A 13634-nucleotide genomic window follows, 5' to 3' on the forward strand; every position below is an offset into this window, starting at 1 on the left:
CTCCTATTGGTTTACAGCTGCAGTTTGAGCTTTTTCACCAGCATCTGCCTTGCTGGATTGTTCATCATTACTCTTTTTATCTGCTACTTCTCCTTCACTCTTTGCTGCTTTCTCGCGCTCAGCCTTGAGTGTGGAAAGTTTCTTCACTTTCATACCATTGACAGGATTTTGTACAGGCGTTGTGATAACTTCTTGGCCGTCTTCCAACCCTGATTTTACGAAAATTGTGTTGCTTTCAGTTCGAGCCAGCTCGACTTCCACTAGTTCAATTTCGCTTTCATTGACTAAAGTTAACACTTTATTTCCATAATAGAGTGCTTGTCGTGGTAGGGTGATTAGCCCATCTCTTTCTTTACCAGCAATTTCAGCTTTAACAAAAGTGCCGTAGCGTAAAGGTGTTTCACGTTCAGACTCTAATCCGTATGGGTCATCAATTTGTGCGACTAAGTAAGTTAGACGGTTGCTTTCCTCGACCACACCCTCCGTGCGAACAAGTTTGCCAAACCATTCTTTTTCCTCGCCAGCAAACACACCGCTTAATCTGACGTCAGGGTAAGTGTTTTCGTTATCTTGTCTTGGCAGATTCAAATAAGCCATTTGTTGATCTGGGATAGGTAGGCGTACTTCTGCGGTATCCGTTCCGAAAAGGGTCGCTACTTGAGTACCCATATTAACAAATTGTCCAAGGCCTACATTTTTAGTTTTAACCAATGCATCAAAGCCAGCTTTAACTTTAGTGCGCTCTAAGTCTTGTCGTGCGCGATACAGGGCTGCTTCTGCTGATTGAACCGATGCTTTCGCTTGATTGAGTTGCGGGATTCTCAGTACAAGGTCATTGGGTTCGCCTCGTCCAATTTTCTTCCAGTCTTTACGGGCTTGGTCTGTCGTTGCTTGGGCATTTTGTAGGTTAGCTTTTGCTTGAGCTAAGTTAGCCTCCGCTGAACGGACGCTTGCAATATAGTTAGCTGGGTCTACCTCAAGTAGTAGGTCTCCCTTGTTAACAAATGAGCCGACACGAAACTTGTCGGAAATTTTAGTGATTCGGCCACTGACTTCAGCCACTAAGCTGGTATTGGTGACTGGCTGCACAGGCCCCTGGCTGTCGACAAAGAATTGTGTAGACTCCTTGTTAACAATGGTAGTTTCAACAACCGTCGCTTGCACTACAGGTTTCTTTTTAGGTGGTGTAGGTGCTAGCTTTACCATTACGACAACAATAGCTACTGTTATCAATACAAAAGCTGTACCAGTCCAAAAAATTCGTTTAGTCATAAAGCCCCGCAAAATACTGTAAAGACAGAAAAAATTTGATGATTACATTATACGGAGCGAGAGTGCTTATAACTAATGTTTTGTAGTGACAAAAAGTTAACAAATGTTTCAGTCGACACACTATAGATATAAAAAAAGGTGCCCGAAAGCACCTTGAATAACAATAAGTTAAACAACTTATTTAGATTGGCTATTAATTGCTGGTTAACCATTGATTGAGCCAGTCGTTAACGACTTGGTGCCACTGAATACTATTGTTTGGTTTTAATACCCAGTGGTTTTCATCCTCAAAGATTAACAACTGGCTTGGAATTCCTTGTCTTTGCAAGGCGGTAAAAGTCCCCAGCGATTGCGTTTCAGGTACACGGAAGTCTTTCGTGCCTTGTACCACGAGCATCGGTGTTTTCCAGTTTTTAACGTGATGGACAGGGTTATGCTTTTCAAATGTTTCAGGGGTATCAAAGTAGGCGCCACCGTTTTCCCATTCGACAAACCATAACTCTTCAGTCGCGTAGTACATCATGCGGTTATCAAAAATACCGTCGTGGTTAACCAGACACTTAAACTGTTCTGGCCATTGTCCCGCGATCCAATTGATCATATAGCCGCCATAAGATGCCCCTAGCGCACAGCTGTTGTCCGTATCGATAAAGTCATAGGTGTCGTCGATATAGTCCATACCTTTTTGAAGGTCGACCAATGGTTTTCCGCCCCAGTCACCAGTAATCGAGTCGGTAAAGTCTTGCCCGTAGCCGGTAGAACCGTGGAAATCAATCATGACCGCTACGAAGCCTTGTCCTGTATAGGTTTGCGGATTCCAGCGGTAATGGAAGTGATCACCGAAACTGCCCTGAGGGCCACCATGGATTAAAAACGCGAGAGGATACTTTTTATCAGCATCAAAGTCGGCGGGTTTGACTACGTAGCCATACACGGTTTCATCGTTCCAACCTTCAAAGCTAAATTGCTCGTAATCACCAAACTGTATATTAGCCAGTTTAGCTTTATTAACATGAGTAATCTGCTGTGATTCATTGTTCGCTAAATTCAATCGATACAAATCAGCTGGTTGTTTTAAATCATCATATTGGTATATCAACTGACCATTACCGACGCTGACGCCACCAACATAGCCTTTCTCTGTAAGCAGTGTTGGTTTTTTGGACTCTATATCGAAAGACCATAGTGATTTTTTACCGATATTATTGCCCGTAACATAAAGTGTCTTGCCATCTTGGCTAAAGCTATAACTAGCAACAGAGCGGTCCCAGTCTTTGGTTAAGTTGGTGACTTCGCCAGACTCTAAGTCTTTAAGGTGAATTTGGAGTCTGTCTGCTTCGAACCCAGGACGATCCATCGCCAACCATGCCAACTTAGTGCCATCAGGACTAAATACTGGCTGGGTGTCCCATGCTGGATTATCTGGTGTGATATTAATTGCTTCGCCTCCACCAACAGCGACCTGATAGAGATCAAAGTTAGTCGAGCGAGACTCTTTTTCATCAGCGATTCGCAAGGCAAACACGACGGTCTTACCATCAGGACTGATGGTGTATTCTTCGGCTCCACCGAAAGGGCGAGAAGGGACATTACCATTCAAACTGTGTGACACAGGACGAACATTAGTAGCATTATCTCCAGATAGCTCCGCACTGAATAGCTGACTTTGCGTGCCGTCTAACCATTGATCCCAGTGACGCACGAAGGTTTGGTGATAGAGTTTCCCCGTGGCTTTAGCACTTTTCTGCTTATCGAATTTCCTTTTACTGCACTCAAAGCTATCGCAGCCCGGAAATACTGATGCGCTGAAAACAAGGCGACTGTTATCGCTGGTGAGTTTATAAGTTTCTATACCAACGGCTAAATCAGTGACCTGAATTATTTTTTTTGACGCTAAGTCGTATTTATACAGTTGGTTTGAGCCGTTTCGGCTGGATAAGAAATATAGTGCACTGCCATCAGAAGACCAAGTAGGGGAGGTGTCAGCTGCTTGGTGCTTCGTGATTTGCTGGGTATCAGAACCATCGCTTGATACCGTATAAATATCGTAGCGGCCTTTATCAGCCTCAAGATCCGTTGTTCTCAGTTGGTAAGCAACTCTAGTTCCATCTGGAGAAAGAGTCGCCGCACCAACGCGGTTAAAAGTGACCATGTCCTCTGCTGTAAAGTTTCGCGGTTCAGCGGCTTGGCCCTGAGCCACTACCGTCAAACCCAGCATAAATGCTAAATATTTCATGACTATAGATTAATCCCATTTGGTTAAAACATGTGCCAGCACTATACAAAGCTTTCAAAGGCAAGTCGATAAAATCCATCAAAATCCAGTTGACAGGATCGACCTCCGTGCTAAAATGCGCGCCAGTTTAGGGGGCTATAGCTCAGCTGGGAGAGCGCTACACTGGCAGTGTAGAGGTCAGCGGTTCGATCCCGCTTAGCTCCACCAAATTTAATTGACTGCTTTGTTAAAAGATTCGTCGCTTACTGCAGTAAGCTTCCTCATCTTTTGCCTCGCACTCAAATAAATTAAATTTTTAGATTTAAAAGTTTTGTGTCCCGTTCGTCTAGAGGCCTAGGACACCGCCCTTTCACGGCGGTAACAGGGGTTCGACTCCCCTACGGGATACCATATAAATAAAGCTCGACCATTTGGTCGGGCTTTTTTTATATCTGTAATCCCGCAGCGGAGCTTTTAAACACTTCGACGACCGCCATGGATGGCGGAAGTGCCGAAAACGCATGGATGCAGTTTTCGGCCTCCCCAAAGCACTTCTAATTTCACCCAGCAAAAGTCACTGGATCCTGACTTACGTCAGGATGACAATATAGATGGATTTAGTGCGAGAGCAAAACTCTCCACCCATGGGGCTTTTTATATGATCGTCCTGACAAGACTTGTTTTCTTGCTGAGTCCAATTTTTACTATTATCGAGCCTAATCCAGCGTTGCTATAAACTGTCTTGTCATTGTACGCATGGCTTGAATGCGTTCGGTGATATCTTGTTCAGCGGCTGGGCTTGAGCTTAGCTGTCGGTGAGATTGCTGCCAAGTAGCTTTTAGCTTTTGTGCTTCTTGGCTGAAGTCTGCAGAGAGGAGTGGGGATAGATCTTCAATTAAGGCTATGTGTCCCCAACCTTGGATGAGTGCTTTATCAAAGTAACGTTGCCACTCTGCATTGTTATCAGCAGGTGCATTAAAATGAAGATCGTTAGTAATGCTCTGTAGTTCGGCAAGTTGAATGATAAGTTCAAAAGAGGCGCTACGATAGTTTCTATTTAATTCGGTCGTTGAGCTGCGCCACGTGTTATAGGTCAAAGCTGCTACGGCAACCAGTAGGCTGATAATAGCAATAAGGTTATTGCTGAATTGTTGTCGAAAACTAATTTTCTTGCCCATAAGTTCTAAGCTTTAACGTTCACGGGTAGTTTTATACTAACACTCAATCCTAATATATCACCAGAGCTATCAGGTTTATCAGATACAATGTTTTCAGCATAAATAGTACCGCCGTGACGCATGATAGCTTTGCTGGCGATAGCTAGTCCAAGGCCTGCGCCATTCGATTCCTGCATTGCCTGTTTGCCACGGAAGAAGGGCACGAATAATTGTTCCAGTTCATGCTCATCCACGCCGCAGCCCTGATCTTGGATGGTGATATTAATCACACCGCTGTCTTGTGCTGAACTAACATTAATACTGCTATCGATGGGGCTGTATTTAATGGCGTTGCGAATCACATTGTCGAAAGCAAAGCTGAGTAACATTTCATCGCCAATTAGGCTCAAGTTATCCTCAATGTTGCTATCGATGGTAATCTTTTTCTCACGCGCTTCAAGGCGACAGGAGCGAATGATCTGCGATAATAAATCCGTTAAATCAACATCATCTTGCTCAATAGACACTTCATGGTTTTCGAGTTTCGCCAAGCGCAAAACATTGCCAATAATGTCGTCTAACTTGTGCAGTTCCCGCTCAGCTCGTTCTAGTTGACGCTGGTTATTCTCGGGCTCTTTAAGCGCCATAGCAAGAGTCAACTCTAATCGAGTAAGCGGCGTGCGTAATTCATGTGACACGTCAGCCAATAATCTTTTATACAAGCTAATAAGAGCCGACAGTTTGTCCGCCATATTATTGAAATCACTGGCGAGATAGCCAATTTCGTCTTGGCGTTTCTCGAAACCATCAACACGATGTTGTAGGTCACCACTAGCCAGCGTCTGGCTACTGTGGCGAAGTTTGGTCACGGGTTTACTGATATTACGGGCGATAAGCCAGCAGGGCACAAGGGTCACTAGTGCAAGCAGTATTAGCTTCAACCAAATCGGCATCTTCCAAAGCTGAATCCAGAAATGATCGGCATGGCGGTTTTTTGAAATGAGCATGAGCTGATAGCTTTTGTCACCGCGATCAAATAATTTGGGGCCAACCACCGTGATATGTTCATCCCGAACTTGTAGTGGCTTTGCCTTTAATGCCAGGTTAGAGATGATACCTTTGTTCAAGCGAGGATGAATTTTCGGTGGATAAACTAACTGTCCTGTATCGGCATCTTTCAACACGATCATGGTGTTTTTAAATTTATGCTCAAGCTTTTCCGCCAATAATTTAATATTGTACTGGCGCGACTCACTCAGCATGCTGGATATCTTATAAAGTGACTTCTCCTGATACTTATCAGCGGGGCGTACCTTATCCCAGTTAGCTAATTGTTGGTTAACCAGCAGTACAATACCCACGATAAATATAACGGTACCCCAGAAGCCCAGAAAGATTCTGCCAAACAAAGTGTTAAAAGGGTTTAGTGTTTTCAATATGCTCAAGTTAAGGAGTATCCGATAATTCTGTTGAAACCAAACGATAACCAGAGCCACGAATGGTTTTGATCTCAAGTTCTGACTCAGGCTTTAATTTTTTGCGTAAATTACTAATATGAACATCAATGCTACGATCATATTGCACAATACGTCTTCCCAGTATTTCTTTACTTAATTCATCTTTACTGACTAAGTTACCAAAATTTTCTAGTAAAAAGGAAAGAAACTGATATTCAGTGCCCGTAAGAATGACTTCTTCGCCACCGATATGCACCATATGGGTATTGTGGTTCATAACCAAAGTACCGGCTTTCTGCACATTGCTCTTTTTCTCTTCTTGAGCATAATCGAAACGGCGCAAAATAGCTTTGACCCGCGCCAGTAGCTCCCGGTGATTGAAGGGCTTCGGTAAATAATCGTCAGCGCCAAGTTCCAACCCAAGAATTTTATCGTAATCCTCGCCACGAGCGGTCAGCATCAAAACAGGGACTTTACTAAAGCGACGAAGCTCTTTCAGCGTTTCAAGGCCATCTATCCCCGGCATCATAATATCCAGCAATATCAAATCATAAGGCTTCTGTTTACAGAAATTCAGCCCTGATTCGCCATCGAAAGCCTGGTCACAGTGAATCTGCTCGCTGGTCAGATACTCAAGCAATAAGCTTGATAGCTCTTTGTCGTCATCAATAATTAGGACTTGTTTGCTCATGGTAGCTGCACTAAAGGTTCACACGAATTTTATGAATAATGTCACTATCTTAAGTTATATCCTTGTTAACTAAATGAATAAACTACTTTTACCTAAACTTTACATTGGCTTAGCGTTGCTTTGTAAAGCCGAGAGTAGACTGTAATTGTTCAAAATAAATACACCGACTGAGAGGAAATACTATGAACAGTTTAACAAAGCCTTTAGCTTACTTATCAATGATCGCCTTGTTCGCTGGCGCATTCGCAATCGCCCCGGCGCAAGCAGGTCCAAACCATGATAGTCATAAGCATGCAAAAAAGCATCGTGGCCATGGTGGTATGCACATTCTTAAAAAGCTTGACCTTAGCGATGAGCAAAAAACTGAAGTTAAAGCTATCATGAAAAACGCCAAAGAGCAGGAGAAGGGCCTTCATGAGTCTCTAAAAGCTTATAAACAAGCACTTAGTGATCTCATCAACAGCCCAGACTACAGTGAACAAGCGGTTCGTAGCCTACAGACTCAATATCAATCAGTTTTCGCTGATAAAGCGGTCATTAAAGCCAACGCTAGCCACCAAATCAATGCGTTACTTACCCCAGCACAGCAAGCCAAGAAAGCTGAAATTAAAGCCAAAATGAAAGCGCGTTGGGCGGAAAAGAAAGAGCGTATGAAAGAACGCAAAGCTGATCGTTCATAAAAGCCAAAATAAGAGAAGTGACACACCGCCGGAGTTAACCCTCCGGCGGTTTTTCATTCGTAAGCCGTTGAAAATTTGAGCAAAGTGACTGATTTTAGAACAAAAAAACAAAAACATGCTAAAAATAGAAAAAAAGTGCAATTATCTTTTGACAAACGAACCCGATAACATTATTATTTCGCCCGCGTTTGGGGGATACAGCAACAACACTCCCAAACAACAAGTTTTGTGTCCCGTTCGTCTAGAGGCCTAGGACACCGCCCTTTCACGGCGGTAACAGGGGTTCGACTCCCCTACGGGATACCACATAAATAAACCCAGCTTTTTAGCTGGGTTTTTTTATGTCTGTAATCCCGCAGCGGAGCTTTTAGACAATTCGACGACAACCATGGATGGTTGGAGTGCAAGAAACGCAGGAGCAGTTTCTTGCCTCCCCTAGGAAAGCAAAACTCTGAGCCTCTACGACAACTTCGTTATTCCCGAGACTGCTTTCCACCCTAAAAGGTCGCTAGATCCTGACTTTCGTCAGGATGACAATTCTTCAGAACCGAGCACAAAGTTTAATACTTCCCACAACTTACTGATCTTGCTACTATTTAGAAGAATTGAAATTGCATCTAGTGCCTAGATTCACATCGTATTATCAAAACCAAAGTAAGCGTAGCCTCGAAAGAACATCGGTGATTTTGAGGTTTTTATGTTGATAGTTTACCCTTCCCTCGATTATGCTTTTGCTAATCGAGGTTACGTTCACTAAGCACAGTGATGTGCATGCAAGAAGTCAGAGCCAAGCAAGATTGCAGGAAATCAAATGAACAAAGTCAATATACGCGAAGCCCTAGATAGCGTTACTGAGCATTGGTCACAAAAAACCATTGGTGAGGCTAACGGGCAACTTTACAAAGTAGCTAAAGGTATCGGTGAGACCAATTGGCACAAGCACGATGATCAAGACGAGCTTTTTATCGTTTATAAAGGAACTTTAAAAATTCAATTGAGAGATAAGGATGTTGAATTGCAAGAAGATGATATGTTTGTAGTGCCGAAAGGAGTAGAGCACTGCCCAGTAGCTAAAGAGGAAGCAGAGTTTTTAATTGTTGGGCTTAATGTAACGTCTAACGCGGCAGGTGGAAAAACAAATACATAAATAAGTAGCAAGCGTAGCCTCGAAGAAGTGAAACGCCTTCGAGGTTTTATCTTAATAATTACCACTCCCTCGACTACGACCAAAGGAAGTGCCATTGGTACGCTGACGCTAATCGAGGCTACAGTAACCAACTCTTCATTAGCCAACTCTTTGTACATATTGTATCATTCACTCATAAATTCTAATTGAGAATCATTCACAATGATCGAGTCTATTATTAATCGTGTGTCTTGTGGTCGTTTGGAAGCGCCGGCGCCTTCTAAAGAGCATTTGGATCTGATGTTTAAGGCGGCTTTACGTGCGCCTGATCATAAGGGGCTAAAGCCTTGGGAGTACATTGTTTTTGAGGGTGAGGAGGCTTTGAGTCGGTTTGGCGAGTATTTGCTTCAAGCTTCTCTGAAAGATAATCCTGACCTTGATGAAGCGAAGCAGGAAAAGATTAAAAACAAGCCACACAGAGCTCCTATGGTGGTTGTGGCAGTAGCCAAAGCGAATAATAACCCAAAGGTTCCGCATGTTGAGGAAATCCTGTCAGCGGGGGCAGGGGTGCAGAATTTGATTCTTGGGGCTTACGACTTAGGTTATGGCGCTTATTGGCGTACAGGAAGCTTGGCGTTTAATGACCACATGAAGCAGCCGTTAAGTTTAGACTTCGAAGATACAATTATTGGTTTTATCTACCTTGGTACACCGTCGGTTGAGCTTAAGTCTAAACCGGTTCCTGAGGTGGATGATTTTGTGAGGTGGGGGTAGTCCCACTTCTCTTTTGTACTATCTGATAATACAGCCAGCAGAGTAGAGCTAAGGGTATGATATTTAAATAGTCACTTGAAAGTAGCGATATCATTAAAAGGGCGAAACTAATCAAGCTACCGACATGCAGTGTAAGTGAAATCTTCTGAATACCGTACTCCTTAATAAATACCTGATAATTTAGAATAATAAATGTAACTAAAGAAAAGCCTACTAAAATGATTAAAACGATAGTAATGAGCGAATTTGCATGAATAAAAGCTGGCAACGTATACACCGATATAGCCCAAAAAAAAGCTATATAACAGAAGGTAAATAATGATGTGTACGAATAAATAATATTACCCAGCACATTGATATTATTTCTCAGGTTGCGTAACGCCATTTACCAACATCTCTTTTATCTGCTCTACGATTTCTTTAATAACTGTTTTATCAAACTCTTTAATTCGCGGTGTGTGAATATGCCCTGTGGGGACTTTAGTACCAAGCTTATTGCCGAGATTGACGGTTCGGTAAGAGATTTCATTGGAGAGATAGCCACCACCGCCGCCTTCGACGGCTATTGCGTCTTTTAATTCTTCTAAGCTATTGGGCTTGAAGGTTTTTTCAATCGTTGTGACTTCTCGATTATCGTTAATTTTATACTTACCCTCGGTTTTCATCATGGCTTCATAGGGTAGCGAAAACTCAACAAACTCTGGGCCCTCTAAGTGCTTTTCACCTATTTTGCCGATAACCGGTTTTGCTGCTGAACCACCTGAGTAGATATTATTGTTATCAGGTGCTGAGGACGAGCGGCGACGTCCTGGGAAATGTTCTAAATCAAAATGCTCACGGCCCATACTGATGGTGGCGAGCATGTCGATGGAATTGTTTTCTAAGAAGGGTTCGACGACTTTCTCGACGATACCTTCATCAAAATCTTGGTAGCGTACGGGGAACATGGCCGCTTGGATTTCGATGGTTTTGTCACCGCTTTCGATGATGGTGTTATCTAAGCGAAGTGCCGCGACTCCAGAAGGGTTGCTTTGCTTGATATTCCTGTCGAGTAGAAAAGGGTCAAAGCCAGTGATTAGAATTTTAATATCTGAATCTTGATTAAAGCTTAAGGTGCTGTAGCCTCTGGAAACTTGATCAATGATGGTTTCCAGTTCATGTATTTGTGACTCTTCAAGTGGTTTAACAAGCTCTTCTGTGCGCAGGGCTTTGGTCATTTTCAAGCGAGCCCAGTAAAGCGGGCGATCGTCAAATGTCGAGTCCGATGCCTGTAAATCTTTGACTGCTATTTGCCACAACGCCTCTGCGTATTGGGTGGTCATGGCGAGCGTCTTATCAAAGCCTGGGCTGTTTCTGAGTTCGCGTTTAAAAGTTTCTACCGTCTCGTCATAGCGGCTTACAACCTCGGGGAGTTGTTCTGCCGCTTCGGCTAAGCGCTTCTCTTCAATTGTAAGCTCGGTGCAAGCAAATAGTGCGGGCGTTGCTAACAGTAATGTTAGCGCTAGATATAGTATGCGCATGTCCAAGTCCCATTTAAAACTAGACTAAATTAAAAACCTTTCCATAATTTGGATTGTTTTTCTTCGTAATCGGGATTATCGCGTTTGGCGTTAATCTCTTCGTATTTTTGTCGCTCAGCTTGGCGGGCAGGGGAGTCTGGCTGAATGGTCTCATCAAGCTCTTCAAGAAACTGAGTAATCTCGCTTTTGTAGCCAGACTTAGTGACTTTCTGCTTATCGCTATCACTAGTCTTATCGTTATTTCGTTGACTCATGCCTGTTCCTTACGGTGTATGACTTCATTGACTATATCAGCATATAAAAAAGGCTGCAAAAATGCAGCCTTTTCGATTAGGAAGCTGTTTAGAACTTCACGTTATTCGGTACCCGAGGGAACGGAATAACATCACGAATATTGGCGACGCCCGTAACGTAAGACACGCAACGGTCGAAACCTAAGCCGAAACCTGCGTGAGGCACTGTGCCATAACGACGTAGGTCACGGTACCACCAGTAATGCTCAGCCGGTAAGCCCATCTCTGCAATACGCTTATCGAGAACGTCTAAACGCTCCTCACGCTGTGCGCCACCGATGATTTCACCAATGCCCGGTGCTAGAACGTCCATCGCGGCAACGGTTTTCTCGTCATCGTTAAGACGCATGTAGAAGGCTTTGATGTCTTTCGGGTAGTTCATCACAACGGTAGGGCGGCCTACATGCTCTTCAGCGATGAAACGCTCATGCTCAGACTGTAGGTCAATACCCCATTCAACCGGATATTCGAACTTTTTGTCTGACTTTTTCAGGATGTCGATCACGTCAGTGTAGTCCATGCGCTCGAATTTATTGTCGATAACGTTGCGTAAACGATTGATGCATTCGCTGTCGACGCGTTGCTGGAAGAACTCCATGTCGTCTTCACGCTCGTTTAATACCGCTTCGAACACGTAACGCATCATGTCTTCTGCTAGATCAGCGTTATCGTTCAAGTCGGCAAACGCAATTTCCGGCTCAACCATCCAGAACTCCGCTAAGTGGCGGCTGGTGTTTGAGTTTTCCGCACGGAACGTCGGGCCAAAGGTATACACCTTTGACATGGCCATACAATAAGCTTCGACGTTTAACTGGCCAGAAACCGTTAGGAACGACTCTGAACCAAAGAAGTCTTTGCTGTAATCAATGTTGCCTTTGTCATCTTTCGGCAGGTTCATTTGATCCAGCGTACTGACACGGAACATTTCACCAGCGCCTTCGGCGTCCGAGGCGGTGATGATCGGCGTATGAATCCAGTTAAAGCCGTTTTCATGGAAGAAACGGTGAACGGCCTGCGCGATAGTGTTGCGCACGCGTGCTACGGCACCTGAAATATTAGTACGAGGGCGTAGGTGAGCGTTATCACGTAAAAACTCCATGCTGTGGCGCTTAGGCTGCATTGGGTAGGTGTCAGGATCTTCAACCCAGCCTAATACTTCAACTGTTGTCGCTTGGATTTCAAACGACTGACCTTTGCCTTGCGACTCGACCAATTTACCGGTGATTTTTACGGCGCAACCAGCGGTTAACTTAATCACTTCAGAGCTGTAATTCTCAATAGTATTGTCGACCACGGCTTGGATAGGATTAAAACAGCTGCCATCATGCACGTTGATGAATGATAATCCAGCTTTTGAGTCGCGACGAGTGCGAACCCACCCTTGGACGGTGACTTCTTCACCAATGCCTGGTTTCCCCGCTAGGGCATCGACAATAGTTACTAACATAGTGTTAAGCTCCGTTTCGGCTTATAAGGTTATTGTGTTTAGGTGTTACACGTTCAAAAAGAGGAGGTATTGTATTAGAACTTTAATTTGCCTTCCATTTTTAGACGGAAATTGACCGCTTTTTTTTCATTATCAGAAAAATTATGCCAATTTAGGACCTCATCAAAGGTTCTACCACAGCCACGACAGACTTCGTCACCTAAAACGGTGCTACAGGTACCGATGCAAGGTGAGGCGGTTGGGCTACGTTTGCCTTTGGTGGAAATGGACACGCTATTTTCTCCTAGAACTCTCTGAAAGACTCAATACAGCACTTATGTTACCGCGAGAATTTGCGCATGGCTAGTGGTAAAACTATCAAATTAACACTATATCTAGTTATTCGCTTTAGTTATTAGGACAGGCCGAAAATCCGCTTGTCATGACCTAAATAGTGGGCTATTGTGCGCAAACTTATCTATTTAACCGTCTAAGAGCCTATATGTTCGAGCTTGATAGTAGCCAGATTGAAGAATATCGAAAAGACAAACCTGAATATTATCGCCAGTTAGCGTTACAGCTTGGCGCGTTATTAGGGGAAGACACCAATGTTGTGACCAATATGGCGCAAACGTCGGCTTTTATCTATCAAATGGTCCCAGATTTGAATTGGTCCGGATTTTATGTGGCTAATCCAGACAAGCCTAACCACCTAATTCTAGGGCCATATCAGGGCAAAGTTGCCTGCGTACATATTCCGTTTGGGCGAGGCGTTTGTGGTGCGGCAGCTGAAAGTCAGCAGACCCAGTTAATCAAAGACGTCAATCAATTCAGTGGGCACATTGCTTGTGATGCTGCGTCACAAAGTGAAGTGGTGGTGCCGTTGATCGTTGATGGTGTTGTAAAGGGTGTGTTGGATATCGACAGCCCACTCGTCGAACGATTTGATAAAGATGATGCAAGGGGCTTTGAGTCTCTCGCTCAGGTCTTTATCGAGAAGAGTGACCTTTAAAAAAGCCTAAG

General features: G+C 43.8%; 13 protein-coding genes and 3 tRNA genes. 7 read left to right on the plus strand and 9 right to left on the minus strand.

Going from position 1 to position 13634, the window contains the following annotated elements; genetic code table 11:
• Nucleotides 1-3: 3 nt before the first annotated feature.
• Nucleotides 4-1272 carry an efflux RND transporter periplasmic adaptor subunit gene (locus TQ33_RS04435; RefSeq protein ID WP_046560987.1) on the minus strand — a complete coding sequence of 423 codons (1269 nt, stop codon included), beginning with the start codon at nucleotides 1270-1272 and terminating at the stop codon, nucleotides 4-6.
• Nucleotides 1273-1465: 193 nt separating this feature from the next.
• On the minus strand, nucleotides 1466-3508 hold the full coding sequence (locus TQ33_RS04440) for an alpha/beta hydrolase family protein (protein ID WP_046560988.1): 2043 nt from the start codon (nucleotides 3506-3508) through the stop codon (nucleotides 1466-1468).
• Between the two features lie 131 nt (nucleotides 3509-3639).
• Here TQ33_RS04440 and TQ33_RS04445 point away from each other — a divergent pair.
• Both TQ33_RS04445 and TQ33_RS04450 read left to right on the plus strand, forming a co-directional pair.
• A tRNA-Ala gene (locus TQ33_RS04445) sits at nucleotides 3640-3715 on the plus strand.
• A 107-nt stretch (nucleotides 3716-3822) separates the two neighbouring features.
• Nucleotides 3823-3898, plus strand: a tRNA-Glu gene (locus TQ33_RS04450).
• A 305-nt stretch (nucleotides 3899-4203) separates the two neighbouring features.
• Here the strand turns inward: TQ33_RS04450 and TQ33_RS04455 are convergent.
• Genes TQ33_RS04455 through TQ33_RS04465 form a run of 3 tightly spaced genes read right to left on the minus strand, consistent with a single transcriptional unit; the run spans nucleotide 4204 to nucleotide 6792 of the window.
• A complete protein-coding gene (locus tag TQ33_RS04455; RefSeq protein ID WP_052735199.1) occupies nucleotides 4204-4665 on the minus strand; it encodes a hypothetical protein in 462 nt (153 codons plus the stop codon).
• 5 nt (nucleotides 4666-4670) lie between these two features.
• Entirely contained in the window at nucleotides 4671-6089 is a 1419-nt protein-coding gene (locus TQ33_RS04460) for a sensor histidine kinase (RefSeq protein ID WP_046560989.1), read from the minus strand.
• Between the two features lies 1 nt (nucleotide 6090).
• Nucleotides 6091-6792 carry a response regulator transcription factor gene (locus TQ33_RS04465; protein WP_046560990.1) on the minus strand — a complete coding sequence of 234 codons (702 nt, stop codon included), beginning with the start codon at nucleotides 6790-6792 and terminating at the stop codon, nucleotides 6091-6093.
• Nucleotides 6793-6974: 182 nt separating this feature from the next.
• Here TQ33_RS04465 and TQ33_RS04470 point away from each other — a divergent pair, with 182 nt between their 5' ends.
• From TQ33_RS04470 to TQ33_RS04485, 4 genes are all read left to right on the plus strand, one after another.
• Nucleotides 6975-7472 (plus strand): Spy/CpxP family protein refolding chaperone, encoded by a 498-nt coding sequence (locus tag TQ33_RS04470; RefSeq protein WP_046560991.1) that lies wholly within the window; start codon nucleotides 6975-6977, stop codon nucleotides 7470-7472.
• A gap of 230 nt (nucleotides 7473-7702) precedes the next feature.
• Nucleotides 7703-7778 (plus strand) — tRNA-Glu (locus TQ33_RS04475).
• Nucleotides 7779-8283: 505 nt separating this feature from the next.
• Nucleotides 8284-8619: a cupin domain-containing protein gene (locus TQ33_RS04480; RefSeq protein ID WP_046560992.1), complete on the plus strand. Its 336-nt coding sequence runs from the start codon at nucleotides 8284-8286 to the stop codon at nucleotides 8617-8619.
• A gap of 201 nt (nucleotides 8620-8820) precedes the next feature.
• On the plus strand, nucleotides 8821-9372 hold the full coding sequence (locus TQ33_RS04485; protein WP_046560993.1) for a nitroreductase family protein: 552 nt from the start codon (nucleotides 8821-8823) through the stop codon (nucleotides 9370-9372).
• Between the two features lie 359 nt (nucleotides 9373-9731).
• On the opposite strand, the gene TQ33_RS04490 is transcribed toward TQ33_RS04485, so the two are convergent.
• From TQ33_RS04490 to TQ33_RS04505, 4 genes are all read right to left on the minus strand, one after another.
• A complete protein-coding gene (locus TQ33_RS04490) occupies nucleotides 9732-10892 on the minus strand; it encodes a C15 family peptidase (protein WP_046560994.1) in 1161 nt (386 codons plus the stop codon).
• 29 nt (nucleotides 10893-10921) lie between these two features.
• Entirely contained in the window at nucleotides 10922-11146 is a 225-nt protein-coding gene (locus tag TQ33_RS04495; RefSeq protein WP_046560995.1) for a CBU_0585 family protein, read from the minus strand.
• Nucleotides 11147-11234: 88 nt separating this feature from the next.
• Nucleotides 11235-12632 (minus strand): asparagine--tRNA ligase, encoded by a 1398-nt coding sequence (gene asnS / locus TQ33_RS04500; protein ID WP_046560996.1) that lies wholly within the window; start codon nucleotides 12630-12632, stop codon nucleotides 11235-11237.
• A gap of 74 nt (nucleotides 12633-12706) precedes the next feature.
• Nucleotides 12707-12904, minus strand: a complete 198-nt coding sequence (locus TQ33_RS04505; RefSeq protein WP_046560997.1) for a DUF1289 domain-containing protein — start codon at nucleotides 12902-12904, stop codon at nucleotides 12707-12709.
• Nucleotides 12905-13113: 209 nt separating this feature from the next.
• Between TQ33_RS04505 and TQ33_RS04510 the strand changes: the two genes are divergently transcribed.
• The gene (locus TQ33_RS04510; RefSeq protein WP_046560998.1) at nucleotides 13114-13623 is read left to right on the plus strand and encodes a GAF domain-containing protein; all 510 of its coding nucleotides are present in this window, start codon (nucleotides 13114-13116) and stop codon (nucleotides 13621-13623) included.
• The last annotated feature ends 11 nt before the right edge of the window (nucleotides 13624-13634 follow it).

This window comes from Kangiella geojedonensis, from assembly GCF_000981765.1.
In the GTDB taxonomy this organism is placed as follows: Bacteria; Pseudomonadota; Gammaproteobacteria; order Enterobacterales; family Kangiellaceae; genus Kangiella; species Kangiella geojedonensis.